Raw genomic sequence first — 23250 nt, 5'->3', positions numbered from 1 at the left:
TCCATGAAAATAGAAAAAGACCACCGAATGTACTCGATTGTCTTTTTGCCATGCATATCTGCACAAGAAGTGTATACTTCAAACCCTTTAATATTTTTAGCTATGAGCATACTTATAAAACTCTAAAAACTATTTGAAAATCTTTTAGAATCTAACTTTCTTATAATACTATTTGCTATTTCTTCAATATTTTCATTTAGAAAGAAATGATTACCTTCAAAAGAATGAAAAGTACACGTTTTACTTGTGTATCGTTCCCATTTTATTACTTGATCATATGTAGTAAATTCATCATTTTCCCCATTAAATATAAGAAAATCAATATCACATGGTTGTGTATTTTTGTCATGAATATACGTCTCAACGATTTTAAAATCTGCTCTTAGAATAGGGAGGAAAATCTCCATTAATTCTTCTGATTGCAGTACCCCAGATGGTGTACCTCCCATTGCAATAACTTCTCTTTTAAATTGCTCATTAGAAAGATTATGTCGGATATTTTTTATTTTACTATTTGGATGATTTCTACCGGACAAAACAAGAAATTCAGGCGATACGTTTTTAGAATCTTTTATTTTTCTGGCTACTTCATAGGCGATCAAACTTCCCATGCTATGCCCGAATAGAATGTAGGGCGAATCATCTATCTGCATAACTATTTTATTGTAGACATCATTTACTGCCTCTTCCATACTTTGGTACAAGTTTTCTTCAATTCTATATCCTCTACCAGCTAACTCTATCGGGACTACCTCAATATATGGATTAAAGTGATTTTTCCATTTTGCGTAACTAAACGCAGATCCCCCAGCATGTGGAAAGCAAAAAAGTTTAGTCTTCTGCATTGATTTTCTCCTTACTTTCAAATTTGTATATATTTTGGAAAATTGCATAAATGTCTTTAATTATTATCTCTTGCGGAAATTCATCCCTTGTTGCACAAGCAGATAACTTATAATTTGGATCAATGTTATATTGTTTAAAGTAAAAGTTTTTAGGTATATTCTTGTATAAAATTAAAGCTCGTGATTCTTTTTTTATAGAGAATGAATTTAATGGGGTATAAAGCCCTTTTCCAATCGTTTTTATATAGCTTTCTTTTAATGTCCATAAATCATAAAAATAATTAATTTGTTCATCAGAATTCATATTAGATATATCATAAAATTCATCCGCTGAAAAAAATTCTTTTGCTAATTTAAGAGCCTCTATCTCTGAAACCTTTTCTATATCAATACCCACATTAAAATTAGCAGTAGTACAAACCACCCATTCTCCTGAATGTGACAGATTAAAATGAAAGTCAGAAAAATTTTCAACAAAAGGTTTTCCATACTCATTATATTTAAATCTAATTTCTTCATTATTAATTTTATACTTTTGGCAGATTAGAGATCGGATTAGTAAATCCCCTATCAGTGTCCTATTAACGTCGCATGAGTTTAATAAACGCTTCATTCGTTCTTTCTTCTCATTTGAAACCAAGTTACTAAGTTGCTTAAACAAATGACTTTCAATATTCTTTGGTATTTTCACAGCTTGAATGTGTATGATAAATCACTTCCTTTTTTAAAAGATGGCTTCATATATGTGCATTACATAAATTCAAATTAACTTTATTAAATTGCAAATACAATAGAAAAGGTGCATATTTACATATCAATGAAAATATGCACCTTTCCTCAGTAATATCATCAAAGCATTAGTTTCTATTACAAAAAATAGAGAGCATTTACATCATTCTATGAGCAACTCATATAGGTTTCTATGTCTCTATCAAGTAAATTTTCCATTATCCTCTTAAAAAGTAATACTCTTGATATATTCATTATTGCCTACGCTTTATTTGCAGTTATTGGGCTGCCCTTTTCGTTCATAGCGTTGCATCTTTTGCATTCTCTACTTTTCAGTTAATGAAAGGGATGTTTCTTTTATCCCTTCAAATTCATTTAATAGGTACTTAGCTATCTTTTCAACTGCGGGGAAGTCTACTATTTCCTCATGTGATCCAGGGACTGAATACTTATTTACTCTTCCTTTTAATAAAGGTCCCCAATCTGTAAACAACTCTTTTCCTTCCTCAGCACTAAAGTAGATAACTTCTCCAAAGTATGGTATCAAATCATTCTCTGCCATTAAGTTCAGGCATTTCCTATGAGCATTGATAACTTGCTTCAAATTCATAAGATTTGCATCAGGCGGGAGTACTCCTTCCATAATTAATCGCTCCACAAGCATATCTTGCTTATGAACGAGCCCTTCTTCCTGCTCAGTAAGATCTCTAGGAATGAAATGTTCAGATATATATGAGAGCATATCCTCACTCGTTTTACGATCTTGCTCTGAAGGTACTTTAGTATCCATTAGTATCAACAACTCAACTTCCTCACCTTGATTCTTTAGCACAGTTGCGATTTCATAAGCAATTGCACCGCCTAAAGACCATCCTCCAAGACGATATGGGCCTTCTGGCTGAACATGTTTGATTTCTTCAATGTAAAGTTGAATTAGTTCCGGCAAGGTCAATTCATCAATTTCTTCCTTTTCTATAAGAGGATTCTGTAAACCATAAAATGAACAATGGTTCTTAAGTAATCTTGCTAGTTGAATGTAACAGAATACATTCCCCATAAACGGATGAACACAGAAGAAAGGGCTTTTTTCTGATTCTTGTAGTGGAACTAGCGCTGCTACTGATTTCGTCATATCATGCTTATCACGAATAAGGCATGCGATTCCTTCCAATGTTGGATTCTTAATCAATGTTGAAACCTTAATCTCTTTTCCAAACTTCTCCCTAATTTTTGAAACTAATTTAATTACAAGGAGAGAGTGTCCTCCTCTATTAAAGAAATCATCATTTACATAGACATCTTCTATCTGTAACACATCCTGCCAGATTTTAATCAACTGATATTCAATTTCATCCCTTGGAATGATTGGTGTAGAGAAGTTATTTTCTCTATGAATAGTTAAATTGTTCAATGCCTTTCGATCAACTTTGCCATTCGTTGTAAGAGGAATCTCGTCTACCTTAATAAAGTGTGCGGGAACCATATAATTTGGTACTTGTGTCTTGAGATACTCACGCCACTCATGCATACTACCATCTCCAACTACATAAGCAACCAATCTCTGCTCTCCTAATTTATCCCCTGTTGCCAAAACTACTGCTTCTTTTACCAATGGATGCCTCTCTATACTCGCTTCAATCTCTTCAAGTTCAATACGAAAGCCCCTAATTTTCACTTGATTATCAATTCTTCTCAAGTAATCTAAATTACCATCAGGTAAATAACGAACCAAATCTCCCGTACGATATAAACGCTCTTCTTCATTAAATGGATGACAGATGAATCGCTCTGCTGTTAATTCTGGGCGATTCAAGTATTCTCTCGCTATACCTGCACCCCCAATATATAGCTCACCTGTTACACCAACTGGAACAGGTAACAAATTTTTATCCAATACATAAGTTTGAACGTTCGGCAACGGACGTCCAATTGTTACTCTCTTACTATCTTTTTTGATATGATAGCATGTTGCATCAACCGTACATTCTGTAGGACCGTATACGTTATAAAAATCAATCTTTTCAGTCTCTACTAGCTGTTCCCATAATGACGGCATGATTGCTTCACCACCGACTAATATCTTACTTGGTACATGAACATCAGCACTTATTTCTAGCAATCCTCCATCTATTAGTAATTGAAGTAATGAAGGTGTCATATCAAACATTTCCAATTTATTCTCCCTAATATAGGACACAAATTGTTCTGGATTAGTGCGAACTTCACTTGGAATAATATATAAACTTGAACCATAAAGCAGCATTTGTAATTGCTGAATAGATACATCAAAGGCAATTGATGCATTCAAACCGACGCGCATATTACTAGGTATCTCATGTGAGAAAACTTCTTTTTGTAAACCATAGGATAGGTTTATTACAGAATGGTGCTGTACTAAAGCTCCCTTTGGATTCCCTGTCGAACCAGAAGTGTAGATAACATACGCTAAGTTTTCCCCTGTTACCTCACATATTGGTGAAAGTTTGCTTTCTTGAGAAAGCATTGCTTGGTCCCTATCTAGGCAAACTGTCTTAATGTCTTTAGGAATCCAGCCTAGTAATACTTCATTTGTAACTAACACTTTAATTCCTGTGTCTTCTAAAATATATTGTAGGCGGCTTTCCGGATTCGATGGATCTAATGGAACATAGGCTGCTCCAGCCTTCCAAATTCCCATGAGACCAACAACCATCTCAACTGAACGCTCAAAGCAAAGGCCAACTAATGACTCTGTCCCAATTCCACATTTCTGTAAATGATGGGCTAATTGATTAGCTCTTTCATTCAGCTCTCGATATGTTAGTTGCTGTTTTTCATCTACCACTGCCAACGCGTCAGGCGTACGATTTACTTGCTCTTCGAATAGTTGATGAATTGCATTCTCACGTGGATAGGATATAGTATTATTATTCCATTCTTCCAATAGCTTTCTTTGTTCAGCTTCCGTAATATATACTAGCTCCGATAGATTTTGATCAATGTTTTTGAGCATTTGCATTAACACTTTGTGTAAATGACCCAGCATTCGTTCAATGGTTACTCTATTAAACTTACTACGGTCATACATTAACTTTAACGATAACTGGATTCCTGGAACTACAGCTAACCCTAATGGGTAGTGGGTTTGTTCTACCCCTTCCAATTCACCAATTTCCAGATTTTCTGAAGACTCCTCTTTCACTGGATAATTTTCAAACACATATAAACTATTGAACAGCGGTATTCCTCTAGGAACTTCACTCCACCCCTGAATCTCTGTCAAAGAAGCATACTCATATTGTCTTCTTTCTATCTCTTCCTCTTGTATCTTCTGCAACCAATCTATTAATTTTATATCATCCATCAATTGAATTCGCGTCGGTGACGTTGTAATGAAAGGACCTACGATGTTTTCAACATCAATAATCTCCGTAGAACGCCCTGAGCTTGTTACACCAAAAACAATGTCATTTTCTCCACTATATCGGCTCATGAGATATGCCCATGCACCTTGAATTACTGTACTCAAAGTAAGTTTATTGCGTTTCGCCCATCCTTGTAACGCTTGAGTCTGCTCTTCTGATAAATACGTAACCTTCTCTGTGTAACCTTTTTCTTCCTCTTTACTTTCTAAGCCCAGCAAAGTTGGCGCAGTAAAACCTTTTAGCTTCTCTCTCCAGAATTGTTCCGCCTGCTCCTTATCTTGCTCTCTTAACCATTGGATATATTTCTTATATGGTGAGGACTTAGGTAACTTCACAGCTTCTCCATTCATTCTCTTCTGATAGACTGTAAGTAATTCATTAAATACTAATGGTAAACTCCATCCATCCAGTAAAATATGGTGATGGGTCCAAACAATCCGATATTCTTCCTCACCTTCTTGAATGACTGTTACCCGCATCAATGGTGCTTCATCAAATTGGAAGGCTTGTTTTCGATCTAATGCCAAAAAGACTTTTCTTTTTTCCTCTATCTCTTCACTTGTCATTGTACGCCAGTCTTCTTTAGTCACTTTAAATGGGATATTTTCATACACCACTTGTACAGGTTCTTCAATTTCGTCCCATACAAATCCTGTACGAAAAATTTCATGCCGCTGAATTACAGATTTCCACGCCTGCTCAAATGTAGGAATATTCATTTTTCCTCGAATCATAAAACTCAATTGCACTATATACGGTGCAACATGTTCATCCCCTTGGTCATGCAATGTGTGGAAAATCATACCTTCTTGCAAAGGTGATAGTGGATATAAATCAGTAATCTGATTGTTCTTTCCGCGATGCATTTTGTTTAGTACATTTGTCAAACCTTCTTGGCTAAGATTAGCCATTGCAAAATCCGAAATGGTCAGTGCAGATTCTCTATCTGAAAATTGAATCAATGTACTCAGTTGATATAGCATATTCTGTGCAATACTTTGAATCGTTGATTTGGCAAATTGTCCAACATTGTATACCCAAGTGAACTGAAGTTTTCCATCCGTTACAACCCCAATTACATCAATTACATGCGATCGCTTGGAACCGGCAGCATGATCTAAACGCTTAAATTCGTTCTCCGGAATAAACATTGCATCGCTAGAAAACATTTGGTCAAATTGTCCAAGATAGTTAAAACTAATAGACGGTGTATATTGGGAGCTTAATTGCTCACACATTGTTGCGTTCATGTAACGCAACACCCCATAATCAACACCCTTATTAGGAATTTTGCGAACTTGTTCTTTAACTGCTTTTAATGCTTCAATTGGCGTATTAGCACTAGTAATATTTAAATGAACTGGGTAAATACTTGTAAACCATCCCACAGTTCTCGATAAATCAACATCTTCAATAATCTCTTCTCGACCATGTCCCTCTAAATCTACGCTCAATATCGGCTGCCCCGTACATGCTGCCGTAGCTTGTACTAATGCTGCTAATAATACTTCATTGATTTGGACACGGTGAGTGCTTAAAGTCTCTTGCAATAACATACGGGTCTCATTCTCATTTAACACCACAGTAATTTCCTCAGTTACTGCGCTTACTGGATTACTTATAGTACCATCTACCGGCAATTTAACTACGTCTTGTTCAGCCTGCTCCTCCCAGTAATGTAGCACTTCTTTTGATAGGCCAGTTTCAGCGTAATGATGTAATTTCTCCGACCATTCTTTAAAAGATGTACTCTTCATAGGTAATTGAATTTTCTGCCCTTGGACTACTTGCGTATATGCTGTTTGCAAATCTTCCAATAAAATTCGCCAAGAAACACCATCCACGGCTAAATGATGAATTGTCCAAAATAATCGGCCAGCGTGCTCACCTTCATCAAAATACACCATTCTCATTAGCGGACCATCATGTAAATTCAAACTTTCTTGTGCAATATTAATCTCTTTTTGAATAACCTGATGCCAATCAGCTTCCGGCACTTCGTCTAATGAAATGACAGTAAGCATCAATTGTTCTTCTATTCCTTCATTCCACTGTTTCCAAACCCCATTAGGTAAACGTTCATATCTTAAACGCAGAGCATCATGATGAAGTAGAAGGTTACCTGCCGCCTTTTCCAGTGATCCTATGTCCAATTTCTCTTTCGTTCTAAAGAACATGGATTGATTCCAATGATGTGGGTTAGGATGATTTTGTGCAAAAAACCTTTGCTGAATAGGTGTAAGTATCGTCTCTCCAGTTATAATTCCCTGTTCAGCTTGTACACCTTGTTCTTCTTTGACTACTTGCGCCAACTCAGCAATCGTTTGGTGTTCAAATATTTGTTTTGGTGTCAATTGTAAACCAACTTGCTTCGCGCGCGAGACAATCTGAATGCTAAGAATTGAATCTCCACCAATTTCAAAGAAGTTATCATTCATACCAATACGTTTTGAACCTAGCACACGTTCCCAAATGATAGAAAGCTTATGTTCACGTTCATTTCTTGGGGCCACGTATCCTTCTTGTGTTCCTTGATAATCTGGTATAGACAGCGATTTCCGATCAATCTTTCCATTTATGGTTAGCGGTAATTCTTTCATTTCGACAAAGTAGGAAGGTATCATATGGATTGGCAGTTTTGTTTTAAGATACTCTCGCCATTCTTCTAAACTGCCTTCGCCCACTACATAAGCTACCAGCCTCTTATCTCCCGACTGATTTTCCCTAACCATTACAACTGCCTCTTTTACTAAGTAATGCTCCTGTAAGGTCGACTCAATCTCTCCAAGTTCAATTCGAAATCCTCTAATCTTCACTTGATTATCCATTCTTCCTAAGTATTCTATATTACCATCAGGAAGATATCTCACAAGATCACCCGTTCTATATAACCTCTCGTCTTCTTTGAATGGATGAGAAATAAATCGTTCGGATGTTAACTCTGGACGATTCAAGTACCCCCTTGCTAGACCTGCTCCTCCGATATAAAGTTCCCCCATCACACCAACTGGAACTGGCAACCTATTTCTATCTAATACATAAGTTTGAACGTTCGGCAACGGACGCCCAATTGTTACTCTCTTACTATCTTTTTTAATATGATAGCAGGTTGCATCAACCGTACATTCTGTAGGACCATATACATTATAAAACTCCATTTTATCAGTCTCTACTAGCTGTTCCCATAATGAAGGCATAATCGCTTCGCCACCAACCAGTACCTTACTTGGAACATGAACGCCATCGCACGTTTCTAACAATCCGACATCTAAAAGTAATTGAAGTAATGAAGGTGTTATATCAAAGATTTCTAACTTGTTCTCCCTAATATAAGCTACAAACTGCTCCGGATCACTTCGTACTTCATTCGGAATAATATACAAACTTGAACCATATAACAGCATTTGTAATTGCTGAATAGATGCATCAAAGGCAATTGACGCATTTAAACCGACATGCATGTTAGATGGTATCTCATGTTTGAAAACCTCTTTTTGTAAACCATGCGACAAGTTTAGTACAGAATGATGCTGTATCAAGACACCCTTTGGATTTCCCGTTGATCCTGAAGTATAGATAACATACGCTAAGTTTTCTCCTGTTACTTCGCATTTTGGTGAAAGAATGCTTTCTTGGGAAATCATTGCTTGATCCCGATCTAGACAAACTATCTTGATTTCTTTAGGTATCCAATCTTCCAATGACTCGTTCGTAACTAATACTTGAATTCCAGTGTCCTCCAAAATATATCGTAGGCGACTTTCTGGATATGATGGGTCTAATGGAACATAGGCTGCTCCAGCCTTCCAAATCCCCATAATACTAACAACCATCTCAATTGAACGCTCAAAGCAAAGTCCAACCAATGATTCATTCCCAATTCCGCATTGCTGAAGATAGTGGGCCAATTGATTAGCTTTTTCATTCAGCTCTCGATACGTTAACTGCTGTTTTTCATCTACCACTGCCACCGCATCAGGTGTACGATTTACTTGCTCTTCAAACAGTTGATGAATTGTACTTTCCTGTGGATATGCTACAGCACCATTATTCCACTCTTCCAACTGTTTTTGCTGTAATCCTGATAATATAGGCAACTTAGCTAATGATTTATCAGGATTCTCTACGATTACATTCAACCAGTTCCCAAAATGTTCAGCCATGGATTCAATAGTTAAGCTGTCAAATAAATCAGTTCTATAAACAAAAGTAAGTAATAAACCCTCTTCCACTTCTGCAGCAGTTAAACTTAAATCAAACTTAGCGATCGGAGCATTACTTTCCATTACTTCTATATTTCTTCCATGTAGTTCTGGTAGCTTCTGTCCCGTATTTTGCAAAGTAAACATGGTTTGGAAAATCGGAGAATGGCTTGTATTTCGTTCAGGTTGGATAACCTCTACAATTTTCTCAAACGGAACATCTTGATACTCATACGCCTTCAATGCTTTTATCCGTACTTGAGATAACAACTCTTGAAATGCCGGTGCATTACTTAAATCAGCTCGATAAACCAAGGTGTTGACAAAGAAACCAATCAGCCCCTCAATTTCTCGATAATTTCGATTTGCAATTGGGCTGCCAACAATAATATCCGTTTGTCCCGTATAACGAGCAAGGAAACTTTGATACGATGCCAATAAGGTCATGAAAAGTGTGGCCCCTTCTTGACGACTTAGTTCGTTTAATTTATCCAGTAATGAGCGTGACAACAAAACATTATGAGTTAATCCATGGTGGCTTTGCACTGGCGGACGCGGACGATCCATTGGCAACATTAAGACTGGTAACTCACCAGATAATTTTTCCTTCCAATATGCAAGTTGTTGATATAGTACTTCATCTTTCAACCAGTCTCTTTGCCACTGAGCAAAATCGGCATATTGAACTGGTAGTGGTTCCAGCTCTGCTTGTTTTTCACCAATCGCATTCTCATAAAATGCCATCCATTCTTGAAGCAAGATTTCCATCGACCACCCATCCGAGATAATATGATGCATATTACACAGAAGAACCCATTCTTCTTCTGAAATTCTTATGAGTTTCCCACGGAATAATGGCCCTTGTTCTAAATCAAATGGAGATTCGACTTCAGTTTGAATCCATTGCTCCAACTTTCTTTCTCGCTCCTCTAATGAAAGCTTAGTTAAGTCCATTTGTAGAAGCGGACGGAAAACGTACGGTTGAATCTGCTGCACAGGATGGCCATCCTCTTCATAAAATACAGTCCGCAAAGATTCATGACGCTCTATCAACTGATTCCATCCCAACTCCAAGGCCTCAGGTAACCAATTCCCTGTAAGCCGGCATACCATCGGCATATTATAAAGTGCACTATTAGGTGCAAATTGATCAATAAACCATAAGCGCTGTTGGGCATAAGACAGTGGAATATTTCCCCCTCGTTCCATCGGCATCAATGGTGGAATTTCTCGTTTTTCGCTCCCCTTACGTAACTGATCTATTCGTTTCGATAATGCCTCGACCGTTGAATATTCGAACAGTTCACGTACTGGCAATTTGATTTGAAAGACTTCCTGTAAGCGTGAGACCACTTGTGTAGCAAGTAGAGAGTGACCACCGAGCTCAAAGAAAGAATCCTGAACATCAATGTCTCTTATTCCTAGCACTTGACTCCACACTGAAGCAATAAGTTCTTCCAGCGGAGTTCTTGGGTATACAGTATTTTCAGCGAATTGTTCACTAAGTATAGGCAATGCCTTCAAATCAAGTTTTCCATTCGGTGTAAGTGGTAAAAATTCCATCTCAATAAAGTTTGTTGGAACCATGTAATTAGGTAAATGTGTTTGTAGATGTTCTCGCCATTCATGGACACTTCCTTCACCAACTACATAAGCTACTAATCTCTTATCACCTTGATTATCCTCTCGCACCAATACAACAGCTTCTTTGACAGAAGAATGTGCCTGCAAAACAGCTTCTATTTCTCCCAATTCAATCCGGAAACCACGAATTTTCACTTGGTCATCTATACGTCCATGGAACTGGAGATTACCATCAGAAAGATAACTTGCTTTGTCTCCTGTATAATAGAGACGTTCTCCTGACTTGAAAGGATGTGGAATAAATTTTTCCTTTGTAAGATCCGGACGATTAGCATATCCACGTGCAAGACTCTTCCCTCCAATATAGAGATCTCCAATTACACCAATTGGTACTAGCTGAAGATGAGAATCTAACACATAAACTTCTGTATTCGCAATCGGTCGACCAATCGATGGCGTACCTGTTGTCACTCCTACAGGTACATAACAATCTGTGGTAACAACGGTATTTTCCGATGGACCATACTGATTAATTACCGCAAAAGGAATATCGTTAGATGGATACTGCGTTAATTGATCCCCACCAGTAATGATAAAACGAAGATCCGTTTTATCTGGCCAAGATAATTTCAAGAGTCTTTCCAGAATAGGCGTAGGTGCAAAGCTAGCTGTTATTCGTGAATCAATGAGCCAGTCCCTTAGTGCTTCTGGATTAATTCTCAGTTCCTCTGTTGACAAGTAGAGTGCTGCGCCAGCAGTTAGATACGGCCAGATCTCCTGGACAGCCGAATCAAAAGCAACCCCTGCAATCTGAGTCGCACGATCCTCTGCTGAAATATGATAAACTTCCTGATGCCAAGAAACCATATTCATTAATGAGCGATATTCAACCATGACACCCTTCGGTTTTCCTGTAGAACCAGAGGTATAAACAATATAGGCTAAGTTCTCTGGATTTATTTGACGTGTAGGTGCGATTACGCTTTCCACCGTTAATTCTTCTAACCTCACCATTTCGACGTGTGCGAAATGTCCTTCTTGTCCTTCCGCCGTCACTACAAATTGAATTCCTGCATCTTCAATCATGTATTCTAACCTTGATTTTGGGTACAACGGATCTAAAACGACATAAGCTCCACCAGCTTTTAAAATGCCTAGTAAACTTACCATCAGCTCAGCTGACCTCGGAAGATAAACCCCTACCACTGACTCTGGGGCTACTCCCTTTCGCTGTAAAACATTTGCCAACTGATTTGCTTGTGTATCCAATTCACCATAAGTCCACTGTTTTGTTTGATCAACTATCGCAATCGCATCAGGACGCCTTGCTACTTGCTCCTCAACTTTGTCGCAAATAAGACCCTGATGAGACATTTCCATTACAGTGTCATTCCATGTTTCTAATAACAAAGTACGCTCGGTTTCTGATAGCATGCTCAGGTCATGCAACGGATTTTGTGGGCGATGAGAAACTTCATGTAGCCATTTCTCAAAGTGTCCTGCCATCCGTTCAATAGTAGTAGCATTGAATAAATCCTTATTGTACTCAAAAGTAAAAAGTAATCCCTCTTCCGTCTCAACTGCCATTACACTTAAATCAAACTTTGCAATTGGACTATGGCTTTCTATCATTTCAATACTTCTACTCGATAACACCGGTAACTCTTGTTTCATATTTTGCAAGATGAACATAGTCTGGAAGATTGGCGAATGACTTGTACTTCGCTCCGGTTGCACAACTTCTACAATTTTTTCAAATGGAATATCTTGATATTCATACGCCTTCAATGCCTTTTGACGAACCTGATACAGTACATCTTGAAATGTCGGTCTACCACTCAAATTAGCTCGATAAACTAGCGTGTTAACGAAGAAACCAATTAGTCCTTCAATTTCTCTATAATTCCGATTCGCAATTGGGCTTCCGACCAGAATATCTTCTTGTCCCGTATAACGAGATAGAAAACTTTGATATGCAGCTAAAAGCGTCATGAAGAGCGTAGCCCCTTCTTTTCGACTAAGTTCATTCAATTTATCATGTAGCGTGCTTGGCAGAACCAGAGTGTATGTCGACCCGTGATGAGTTTGTATTGCGGGACGCGGGCGATCCACAGGAAGTTGGAGTACAGGAAGCTCACCAGACAATTCTTCCCTCCAATATTGGAGTTGTTGATCAAGCACCTCCTCCTTTAGCCATCCTTTTTGCCACTGAGCAAAGTCGGCATATTGAACCGGTAATGGTTCAAGTTCCGCTACCTTTCCATTCGTTGCTTTCTCATAAAATGCCATCCATTCTTCAAGTAGGATTCCCATTGACCATCCATCTGAAATGATATGATGTAGAGTACAAAGGAGTATCCATTCTTCCTCTCCCACGTGCAAAATACTTGTCCTGATTAATGGACCCTCTGTTAAATCAAATGGCACTTCTGTTTCTTGTTGAATTAAACGTTTAACTTCTTCTTCTTGATCTTCAGAAGAAAGCATAGTTAAATCCGTTTTCGGAATTGATTGAAAAGCATACGGTTCAATTTGCTGTACGGGTTGACCATTCACTTCTTGAAAGACCGTCCGCAGTGATTCATGACGTTCTATTAGTTGATTCCATCCCGTTTCCAATGCTTCAAGTAGCCAATTCCCTGTAAGACGGCATACCATTGGCATATTGTAAAGGGCACTATTAGGTGTAAATTGATCAATAAACCATAAACGTTGTTGGGCATAAGATAGTGGAATAGCTTCTCCTCGTTTCATTGGTATTAGTGGCGGAATCTCTCGTTTTTTATCTCCTTTACGTAACTGTTCTAATCGCTTTGCCAGTGACTCCACCGTTGTATATTCAAATAGTTCACGTACTGGTAATTCGATTTGAAAAATTCCCTGTAAACGTGACACTACTTGAGTAGCTAGTAGTGAATGACCACCGATTTCAAAAAAGGAATCCTGAACACTAATATTTTTTATTCCTAACACTTGGCTCCAAACGGAAACGATGAGCTCCTCCACTGGTGTTCGTGATGAAGTAATATCTTCACTTATGAACTGTTCTTCTAATTCCAATAATGCTTTCCGATTCACTTTACCATTTGGAGTGAGTGGCATACCTTCAATTTGGAAAAAGTATGCCGGAACCATATAATGTGGTAATTGCTTCTTAAGATATTCACGCCACTCTCCAGTATCCCCTTCCCCCACTACATAAGCTACTAACTGCTTATCTCCTGGTCGATCTTCCTTCACCAACACGACTGCCTCTTTTACAGATGAGTGATCATGTAAAGCTGCTTCAATTTCTCCCAATTCAATTCGGAATCCTCTAATTTTAACTTGGTTATCTATTCTTCCAATATATTCTAAGTTACGATCATTCATATATCTCACCAAGTCACCCGTTCGATATAATCGTTCCCCGTCCTTAAAAGGATGCGGAATAAAACGTTCAGTAGTTAAATCCGGTCGATTGAAGTAGCCACGTGCCAATCCTACTCCTCCAAGGTAAAGTTCCCCTGCCACACCAATCGGGACCACTTGTTGATATTGATCTAACACATACAACTCTGTATTATCAATCGGACGACCAATCGGAATAATCATTGCTTCTTTTTCTAAATCACAATCGTAATAAGTCACATCCACAGTCGCTTCAGTAGGACCATACAAGTTAATTAACTTTGTTTGCTGAACATTGTAAAAGATCCCCTTAAACCGGCGAACATGCTCAGTGTTTAACGCTTCTCCACTAGTAAAAACTTGAATTAAAGACGATACATCCCTTTTCGAATTATATAGTTCCATATAATCTAAGAAAGTAGATAACATCGACGGAACAAAGTGCATGGTGGACACGCGATATCGTTCAATATACTCCTCAATCACCGCAGGATCTTTCTCTCCTCCTGGTGGAAGTAAACAAACACGTGCTCCTACAAATGACCACCAAAATAATTCCCAGACAGAAACATCGAACGAAAACGGTGTCTTTTGTAGGATTGTATCCTCCTCGGACAATGGGTATTTTTTCTGCATCCACTGTAGGCGGTTGATAACGGAATGATGTTCAATCATTACCCCCTTTGGATTTCCCGTCGAACCCGAAGTGTATATAATATAGGCTAAGTTATTTGCTGTTACTCCACTTACCGGAGCTAAATTACTCTCTTTAGAAATCATCACTTGATCCCGGTCTAAACAAATTGCTTGAATATCTTTAGGTAACCAGTCCTGTAGTGCCCCTTTTGTTAACAGCACTTGAATTTGTGAATTCTCCAAAATATATCTCAGGCGGTTTTCAGGATAACTTGGGTCCAGTGGGACATAAGCCCCACCTGCCTTCAAAATCCCAAAGAGACCGATAATCATATCAGGAGAACGTTCAATACATATACCAACCAATGATTCAGGTCCGATACCTCGTTTTTGTAGAAAATGTGCCAATTGATTCGATTTTTCATTTAGTTCTTGATACGTTAGCTTTCCACCCTCATAAACTACCGCCACTGCATCAGGTGTCCGTGCAACTTGCTGCTCAAATAGCTCATGAATCATACAATCATGACCATAAACTACGTCCGTATCATTCCATTCTTCTAGGAGTTGTTTTTGCTCAGTATCCGATAACATTGACAGCTTTGTATATGATTCATCTGGATGATACGTGATTTCATTTAGCCAGTTCTCAAAATGTCCTGCCATACGTGCAATGGTACTACTATCAAATAAATCCGTGTTGTATTCAAATGAGACGAATAGACCTTCTTCCACTTCATAGGCAGTTAAGCTCAAATCAAATTTAGCAATAGACATATTACTTTCTACCATTTCAATACTTCTATCAGGCAAATCTAGTCGTTCTTGTTTTATATTCTGTAGCGTAAACATGGTCTGAAATATAGGGGAATGACTCATGCTTCGTTCAGGTTGCACAGCTTCTACCACTTTTTCAAATGGTATATCTTGATATTCGTAAGCTTTTAACGCCTTTTTCTTTGTTTGGTTCAAAATCTCCCGAAAAGTAGGGGTGCCACTCAAATCTGATCGATAAACCAACGTATTAACAAAGAAACCAATTAATCCTTCTACTCCCTTATGGTTCCGATTTGCAATCGGGCTACCAACTAGAATATCTTTTTGTCCCGTATAACGAGCAAGAAAGCTCTGGTATGCGGCCATTAAAGTCATAAATAAAGTAGATCCTTCTTGTCGACTTATATCCTTCAATTGACTGAGCAATTTATAAGGAAAAATCACATGATGCGCAGCCCCAGAGTAAGTCTGCTTAACCGGTCGAGGTCGATCCACTGGCAGTTGTAAGATAGGAAGCTCACCAGACAATTCTTTCTGCCAATACGTAAGCTGACGATTTAGCACATCACCTTGCAACCACTCCTTTTGCCACTTCGCAAAGTCTGCATATTGAATAGATAATGAACTTAATTTAGCAGGATTTCCGCCCGTTTCTTCTTCATAGAAAGCAAGGAATTCATTCATGAATATACCAATGGACCAAGCATCAGAAATAATATGATGCATCGTACACAGTAATAACCATTCATCCTTCTCTAATTGAACAAGCTGATTACGAATTAAAGGACCATTCATTAAATCAAATGGTTCTTGCGCTTCTCTCGCAATTAAACTATCTACCTCTTTTTCTTTTACTTCTAGAGGAAGTTGAGAGTAATCCCTTACAGGTAATGCTCTAGGAAGGAATTCGACAATTTGTTGCACAGGCTGTTCTCCTATTTCTTTAAAAACAGTTCGTAATGATTCATGACGTTCAATGAGTCGATTGAATCCCTTCTCTAATGCTTCAGGTATCCACTTTCCTTTTAGATGCCATACTGTTGGAATATTATATAAAGAACTGTTTGGGTTAAATCTGTCCATAAACCACAAACGTTGTTGTGCATAAGACAACGGGAGTGCTTCTTTATTCTCCTTTTTTTGCATTTGCTTCTGAAGCCATGCTCTCTTCTCAGGAGAAAGTGAACTCAGCTTTGCAAGTAAATCACTTCTCATTTTTTTACCCCTTCCTCAATCAAATTACTCTCAAATATCCCTTGTGCTTCTTCCTCTGATAACTCTTCTAATTGCTTAAGCAGTTCCAGTAATTCTTCATCATTACTCACTTCTGCTTCTTTTTGAATATAATCTTGAAGGCTTACATTCTCCTTACTATCATTCTGCATTTCTTGATTTTTGTTATCGAGCAATTGATCAATCTGTTCTGCCAATTGCTGCACCGTATGAAACATAAATAAATCATGCAATGGTATCTCGATTCCAAAAGCCTCTTTAAGATTAGAAACGGCTTGCGTAGCAAGTAATGAATGTCCACCAATTTCAAAAAACGAATCTTGAATTCCGATGTTTTCCATGCCTAAAACTTCATGCCATATCGAAACAATTGTTTTTTCCGTAGACGTACGAGGAGCAATATAACAACTCGCTATCTCCTGCTTCTCTGGTGCTGGTAAAACCTTCCTATCAATTTTTCCATTAGGAGTGAGTGGAAATGCATTTAATCCAACAAAATAGGATGGAATCATATAATTTGGTAGTTGGTCCTTGAGATAATCACGCCACTTTTGAGCATCCCCGTCTCCTACAACATAGGCAATCAAACGTGGATCGCCAGGATAATCTTCCCGCACCATCACAATAGCTTCGTTAACTAATGTATGCTTTTGTAATACCGCTTCGATTTCTCCTAGTTCAATCCGGAACCCACGAATTTTCACCTGATGATCAATTCGTCCAACATACTCCAAATTTCCATCCGGCAAATACCTTACTAGATCTCCAGTCCGGTATACTCGCTCGTCTTCTTTAAACGGATGCGGTATAAATCGATTTTTCGTTAAGTCAGGGCGTTTTAAATATCCACGTGCTAACCCTGATCCACCAATGTACAACTCACCAACTACACCAATTGGAACCATTTTTTGTTCAGCACTCAATACATATACTTCTGTATTGAAGATTGGTTTACCAATTGGTGGTACCCTATGCATGACACCCTTTTCTAATTCCATATACGTGGAATACGTAGTATCTTCAGACGGTCCATATAAGTTGAACACCTTCTCAATCGTACTTCTCTCGTATAAATCTTGAACAAGCGGATATGGTAACGGTTCTCCAGCCAAATTCATTACCTTTACTGAAGAAGGAATTGTTTTTGCTCGAACCAGTTCCTTTGCTGCCGATGGCACAGTATTAACCAAAGTCACACCTTTGGTAGACAACTTGTCTAGATGTAGAGCATTTTCAGCGACAATCACCTTACCACCCATCGTTAAGGGAACAAATACTTCAAAAACGGATAAATCAAAAGATAGTGAAGTTGAAGCTAATACTCCCGCTAATTCCTTTCGAGAATACGTATGATGCGCCCAATGAATCATTGTTACTGTATTCCTGTGCTCAATCATTACTCCCTTTGGATTTCCAGTGGAACCTGAAGTATAGATAATATAGGCTAAGTTATCGCCCGTCACTTCACTCGTGCATACCGTAGTAACTTCTTGTTCTATTTCTGCTCGATTACGATCAATACAAATGACGTTGACGAATGTAGGTATAACCATTTTTTGTTGTAACTTTTCCTGTGTCACCAGTACCTTTATTTGAGCATCTTCTAAAATGTACTGCAGTCGACTTTCCGGATACGCTGGATCAATTGGGACATATGCTCCTCCCGCCTTCATAATTCCTAAGAGACCGACAATCATCTCGGATGAACGTGTAACGCAAATCCCAACCAATGTTTCGCATGTTACACCATTTTTTTGTAAATAATGTGCCAACTGATTCGAGCGTTCGTCCAACTCTCGATATGTTAGTTCTTCATCTTCGCACACTACTGCAATTGCTTCTGGTGTTTTTTCCACTTGTTCTTCAAACATTGTATGGATCGTGCTATCTTCTATATCTATAACGGCTGATTCATTCCATTCCACTAGTAGTTGCTTATATTCCACTTTCGATAACATATTCAATTCTGATAATAAACATTTTGGATAAGAGGCAATTTGATTTAGCCAATGTTCAAAATGATTTACCATACGTTCAATGGTTGTATCATTAAACAAATCAGTATTATATTCAAAGGTTAGTGATAATCCTTCTTCCGTCTCAGAAGCAAATAAACTCAAATCAAATTTGGCAACAGAAACATGGCTTTCCATGAGTTCCATTTGTCTTTCAGATAGCTGAAGAAACTCTTGTTTCGTATTCTGTAAAGTAAACATAGTTTGGAATATTGGTGAATGACTTGTATTCCGTTCAGGTTTTACGGATTCTACCACTTTCTCAAATGGGATGTCCTGATACTCGTATGCTTTTAGTGCTTTTTTTCTTATCTGCGATAAAAGTTCTTGGAACGTCGGATTTTCACTGAAATCAGCTCGATAAACTAACGTGTTTGCAAAAAATCCTATTAATCCCTCAATCTCTTTCACATTTCGATTAGCGATTGGGCTTCCAACTATAATGTCGTCCTGTCCTGTATAACGAGAAAGGAAGCTTTGATACGCTGCCATCAATGTCATAAATAAAGTGCATCCTTCTTGCAAACTTAAATCTTTGAGCTTTTCCTGTAAGGAATTCGCCACTATTAAGGACTGACTTGCACCACGATGGGTTTGAACTGCAGGTCGAGGACGATCCATCGGTAGTTGTAAAACCGGTAGTTCCCCAGACAATTCTTCCTTCCAATATTGAAGGTGCTGATTCAAATTCTCTTCTTTTTGCCATTCCTTCTGCCACATAACAAAATCTGCATATTGGATAGATAACTCCTTCAATTCTGCCGGTTTGCCGCTTAATGCGCCTTCATAAAAAGCCATCCATTCTTCAAGTAAGATTCCCATTGACCATCCATCTGAAATAATATGATGCATCGTACAAATGAGAATCCATTCTTCCTTGTCCACTTTCAATATTCGTGTTCGAATTAGAGGACCTTGTCCAAAATGAAATGGTTCCTCCGCCTCGTTTTGAATGAGCCGTTTCATTTCTCTTTCCCTATCTTCCAAAGAAAGATCTGTTAGATTCGTTTGAGGAATATGTCTGAATACATGAGATTGAACTTGTTGAAAAGGTTCACCCTCTTGTTCTAGAATTATCGTCCTTAATGATTCATGACGCTCCAACAATTGATTCCATCCGGCCTCCAATGCTTCAATTGACCATTCACCTGTTAAGCGACACGCTGCATGGATATTGTACATAGCACTATTTGGCATTAATTGATCAATAAACCATAGACGTTTCTGCGCATAGGAAAGTGGGATAATTTCTTCTCGTGTCATAGGTACAAGGGGAGCAACCTCTCGTTTTTTATCTTCTTTTCGTAACTGATCCACCCGTTTTGCCAATGCTTCCACTGTATCGTGCTTGAAAAGTTCACGTAATGGAATTTTAATTTGGAACAGTTCTTGCAATCGAGAGACAATTTGAGTAGCAAGTAGTGAGTGCCCACCACGTTCAAAGAAGGAATCCTGAATGCCAATATTTTCTGTTCCTAACACTTGACTCCAAACCGAGGCGATAAGCTCTTCCGATGGCGTCCGAGGTAGCACATTTAAATCTTCAATAGCTTGCTCATCAGGTGCTGGCAAGGCCTTTCGGTCAATTTTCCCATTTGGAGTAAGCGGGAAGTGTTCTAACTCTATAAAGTGCGCTGGAATCATATGATTCGGTAATTGTTTTTGTAAATACTCTCTCCACTCCTCGGTATTTCCATCGCTTATTACATATGCAACCAATCGTTGATCACCTGGACGATCTTCTCTAACTAATACGACAGCCTCTTTAATAAACGAACATTTTTCTAAAGTCGCTTCAATTTCTCCTAATTCAATCCTAAAACCACGCATTTTGACTTGGTGGTCCATTCTACCTATAAATTCTAAATTCCCATCAGTTAAATATCTTACTGAATCTCCTGTTCGATATAGTCGTTCCCCAAATCGATATGGATGCGAAACGAATTTTTCAGCAGTAAGATTCGGACGATTTAAGTATCCACGTGCTAAACCAGCACCACCAATATATAACTCACCCTCAATTCCTATTGATTGCAAGCGTTGATTTTGGTCTAATACATATAATTGCGTGTTCTGTATTGGCTGCCCAATAGAAACAAATTCTTGATTAGGCTGAATATCAAATGCATTCACATAAATAGTGGCTTCAGTTGGCCCATAAAAGTTGGTTAATTTCACTTGTCCACTATAATTCCATTTCTGTTGAAATCGTCTAACCAACCCTGAACTTAGTTCTTCTCCACCAGAAAATACATGGCGTACGGACGAGCAATTCATGTTCAATTCAATATGATTGAAGTGGTCTAAGAAAACAGATAACATCGAAGGTACAAATTGAACTATAGTAACCTGATGTTGTTTAATCACTTCAGCTATAATAGAAGGATCTTTTTCTCCACCTGGAGGTAGGAAAGATACACTTGCACCAACGTGAATGCCCCAAAACAATTCCCAAACAGAGACATCAAATGAGAATGGCGTTTTCTGCAAGACCACATCCTTTTCAGAAAGCGGATATTTATGTTGCATCCATTCTAGATAATTAATTACTGAATGATGCTCAATCATTACTCCCTTTGGATTCCCTGTAGATCCTGAAGTATACATAACATACGCTAAATTTTCTCCTGTTACACCACTTATACATGGGGTTGATTCTTCTTTTTCAATTGCAGTGTAATCTTTATTCATACAAATTGTTTCTATATTTTCAGATACAAACAAATTTTTAGAATTCTCTTCCGTCACTAGTACTTCGATTCCAGCATCCTCTAATATATATCGAAGTCGACTCTCTGGATAAGTAGGGTCAAGTGGAACGTACGCTGCTCCTGATTTTAGAATACCTAATAACGCTATCATCATTTGTAATGAACGTTCCATATATACCCCAACTAGAGACTCTGGGCCTACACCATGCTTTTGTAAATAATGAGCTAGCTGATTTGCACGCTTCTCCAACTCTTTATAGGTAATTTGTTCATTTTCGTAACTAGCCGCGATTGCTTCCGGTGTTTTTTTAACTTGCTCCTCAAACATCGTATGAATCATGCCTTCAGCCGAATAATTAAATTGAGTATGATTCCATTCCTCTAGTAACTGTATTTGTTCTTCTTCTGTTAAATGAGTAATTTCAAATAGTTTTGAATCTAGGCTCTTCGTCATCTGAATTAATATTTGCAATAAGTGATTCTGAATCCGATTTATTGCTTCTTCATTAAAATAGCTTCGATCATACATCAACTTTAAAGTAATTTTCTTACCGGGCATTACAATGAGTGTTAAAGGATAATTTGTTTGTTCCGTGCTTGTAACATCTAGTAATCTTAAATCATCATTTCTCTCACCTTGAATTGGATAATTTTCAAACACATACAAGGTATGAAATAAGGAGCAATTTCGCGGAACCTCACTCCAGCCTTGAATATCTATCAACGAATTATACTCATACTGTCTTCGTTCCATTTCTTTCATTTGTATTTTACGAAGCCAATCTACTACTGATGTATTATCCGTTAATCGAATTCTGGTAGGTAATGTGTTAATAAATAGCCCCACCATATTCTCTGCTCCTATTAAATCAGTAGGACGTCCAGCGCTAGTTACGCCAAATACGACGTCACTGTCACCGCTATACCTACTCATCAAATAAGCCCATGCACCTTGTACTAACGTATTCAACGTTAATCGACTATTTCGTACCCACTCTTGTAAACTCTCAGTAAGTTCCTCAGATACTTGATAAGCACATTCTCCATAACCCTTCTCTTGTCCTTGATCCTTTCTTTCCATTGCTAATGGAGTAGGTGCATAGAACCCTTTTAATTCTTCTTTCCAAAATTCCTCTGCTTGACTTTGATCTTGTTTATTTATCCATTGAATATATTTTTTATAAGGAAGAGATTTAGGGAAATTCAACAATTCTCCCTTTATCATCTTGAGATAAACTTCCATCACTTCACTAAAGACCAATGACACACTCCATCCATCTAGCAAAATATGATGATGTGTCCAAATAATTCTCGTTTTCTCTTTTGCTTCTTTAATCGCAGTGACTCTCATCAATGGTGCTTCATCCAATAAAAATCCTTTTCTACGATCTACATTCAAAAACTGTTTTAATTTCTTCGCCCTTTCCTCATGTGGATGGGTGCTCCAATCCTCTTGATGAATAGTAAAAGGAAGACGTTGGTAAACCGCTTGTAGTGGCTTTTCTACTTCCTCCCATACAAATACTGAACGTAAAACCTCATGTCGATTAATAACATATTCCCAAGCCTTTTCAAAAGTATCAACATCCAATTGCCCCCCGAGCAAGAAACCTACTTGTACAATATAGGAAAAAGAATGTTCATCATCTTGATCGTATAAAGTATGAAACAGTATTCCTTTTTGCAAAGGTGATAAACCATATATATCAATAACGTCTCCCATT

General features: G+C 38.0%; 4 protein-coding genes. All 4 read right to left on the bottom strand.

All coding sequences use genetic code 11. The features are described from left to right. Positions 1 to 122: 122 nt before the first annotated feature. Positions 123 to 845 carry a thioesterase II family protein gene (locus MHB52_RS12845; RefSeq protein ID WP_016117934.1) on the bottom strand — a complete coding sequence of 241 codons (723 nt, stop codon included), beginning with the start codon at positions 843 to 845 and terminating at the stop codon, positions 123 to 125. Further along, entirely contained in the window at positions 832 to 1536 is a 705-nt protein-coding gene (locus MHB52_RS12840) for a 4'-phosphopantetheinyl transferase family protein (RefSeq protein WP_033693990.1), read from the bottom strand. Before MHB52_RS12840 ends, MHB52_RS12845 begins: the two co-directional genes overlap by 14 nt. A gap of 363 nt (positions 1537 to 1899) precedes the next feature. Beyond that, on the bottom strand, positions 1900 to 16782 hold the full coding sequence (locus tag MHB52_RS12835) for a non-ribosomal peptide synthetase (RefSeq protein WP_061664170.1): 14883 nt from the start codon (positions 16780 to 16782) through the stop codon (positions 1900 to 1902). Then, the gene (locus MHB52_RS12830; RefSeq protein WP_061664169.1) at positions 16779 to 23249 is read right to left on the bottom strand and encodes a non-ribosomal peptide synthetase; all 6471 of its coding nucleotides are present in this window, start codon (positions 23247 to 23249) and stop codon (positions 16779 to 16781) included. Before MHB52_RS12830 ends, MHB52_RS12835 begins: the two co-directional genes overlap by 4 nt. Position 23250: the final 1 nt, after the last annotated feature.

Origin of the sequence: Bacillus sp. FSL K6-0073 (genome assembly GCF_038006085.1) — a bacterium.
In the GTDB taxonomy this organism is placed as follows: Bacteria; Bacillota; Bacilli; order Bacillales; family Bacillaceae_G; genus Bacillus_A; species Bacillus_A cereus.
The sequence above is the reverse complement of the archived record's forward strand: the minus strand, read 5'-3'. Positions and strand labels throughout refer to the sequence as shown.

Coding starts and splice junctions, on each gene's coding strand:
- MHB52_RS12845 (WP_016117934.1), bottom strand. CDS start 845: ATGCAGAAGACTAAACTTTTTTGCTTTCCACATGCTGGGGGATCTGCG.
- MHB52_RS12835 (WP_061664170.1), bottom strand. CDS start 16,782: ATGAGAAGTGATTTACTTGCAAAGCTGAGTTCACTTTCTCCTGAGAAG.
- MHB52_RS12830 (WP_061664169.1), bottom strand. CDS start 23,249: ATGGGAGACGTTATTGATATATATGGTTTATCACCTTTGCAAAAAGGA.